Genomic DNA, 1,317 nt, shown 5'->3' with positions numbered 1-1,317 from the left:
CAATTTATATAGTCAGTTTATAGGAAAATGTAATCTAAAAGATATTATCGGTTATGCATCAATTAAAACATCTTTAAGACCAGATCGCCGACTGCAAATTCCTCACGAGGGAAGTTTAATGAAAGCTATTTATGCAACTAATATCAATATGCGTTATTTTATTTGACTTATCATGTGAAAAATCTAATTTTTCTGGATTAATGATTACAAAGTCTGGATTTGAAGTAATGAGACTTACTGATGCTCTACTTTCTACATTGTCGCGTAATTCCTGGATAATGAATTTAATATCTTCTTTATAGAGCGTTGCTATGTCAAATTGTGTAACATTGGGAAGTGGAATTGTAAGGTAAGAACCTGGATTATCAATACAATAATTCCAGGCAGCTATTCCAATTAACCATTCGTACCAGTCACCATGTGCGTTATTCAATGCGCCCATCGTCACATTAGCATTTAACTGGCGTACTCTAATATCAAAACTTTTAAATAGCTCGGATATTAGTTGTTGTGGTTCAGGTAGTTCATAGTTTAGAAGTTCGCAAAAGACTTTTTTCTTATCAATCCTCATGGCTTAAATCACTTACTATTTTGATAATATCTGTCACGGGGTGATATTTTTATATCACAAATACCATCCTAATATGCTGTTACTTGCCATTCGCTTCAAGAAATACTCTGAAACTGCTTAGTAAAACTAAAATATAGTGTTGGGTTACGACGCAAAATATATGTAAAAACTCAGTATCCTCGCTGCGTCTCCACCCAACCTACACTGGATAATAAATTTATGTAGTGCGATAAGCAAAGCTTAATGCCTCCGGCATATCGCACACAGAGTTTATTATGCGGAAAGCAATAATCTAACTCTGCTTGATGAAACAATGCGATCGCATGTAAATTTTATCTTCCCATCAAAGAAAAGCACCGAATCTGATATCCTAATTTAGATTAAATACGCTTTCATAAAAACTTGTGACTGTAGAGAAAATACCAGACGAAGCATTGGTTGTTCGTGGTGGACGCAATGTCCAGAGGATATCGATCGTGCAATGGGTACTCATCCTAGTGGTGTAACAGGAGTCTCTGTGGAAAGCGCGATAGAATTAACTAAAGAAGAGTTGGCAGCAAAAATTCCTCATGGGCAAGTTGGAGTCACATCTGTTGGAAATGTTCGGGCTTTAGGTGGTGATGTTATTCGCACTTCTGGTAGAAGTCCCTACCATGCCACTTTAACAGGCTTATACCATTTTAATATGAAGATGCATAAAATAACCCCACCGCCTGTGGCACCTCCCCTTAGTAAGGGGAGGTTGA

General features: G+C 36.9%; 3 protein-coding genes. 2 read left to right on the top strand and 1 reads right to left on the bottom strand.

Annotation, left to right across the window (positions count from 1 at the left end; genetic code table 11):
• Positions 1-19: 19 nt before the first annotated feature.
• The gene (locus tag CK510_RS34530; RefSeq protein WP_373695840.1) at positions 20-166 is read left to right on the top strand and encodes a Cfr10I/Bse634I family restriction endonuclease; all 147 of its coding nucleotides are present in this window, start codon (positions 20-22) and stop codon (positions 164-166) included.
• On the opposite strand, the gene CK510_RS30490 is transcribed toward CK510_RS34530, so the two are convergent.
• Positions 116-571 carry a Cfr10I/Bse634I family restriction endonuclease gene (locus tag CK510_RS30490; RefSeq protein WP_095725135.1) on the bottom strand — a complete coding sequence of 152 codons (456 nt, stop codon included), beginning with the start codon at positions 569-571 and terminating at the stop codon, positions 116-118. The two genes, CK510_RS34530 and CK510_RS30490, sit on opposite strands and share 51 nt — an antisense overlap.
• A gap of 481 nt (positions 572-1,052) precedes the next feature.
• Between CK510_RS30490 and CK510_RS30485 the strand changes: the two genes are divergently transcribed.
• Positions 1,053-1,317 (top strand): hypothetical protein (locus tag CK510_RS30485; protein WP_245912535.1); only part of this gene is annotated, 265 nt, incomplete at its 3' end.

It is taken from the genome of Brunnivagina elsteri CCALA 953 (assembly GCF_002289455.1).
GTDB classification, from domain to species: domain Bacteria; phylum Cyanobacteriota; class Cyanobacteriia; order Cyanobacteriales; family Nostocaceae; genus Brunnivagina; species Brunnivagina elsteri.
The sequence above is the reverse complement of the archived record's forward strand: the minus strand, read 5'-3'. Positions and strand labels throughout refer to the sequence as shown.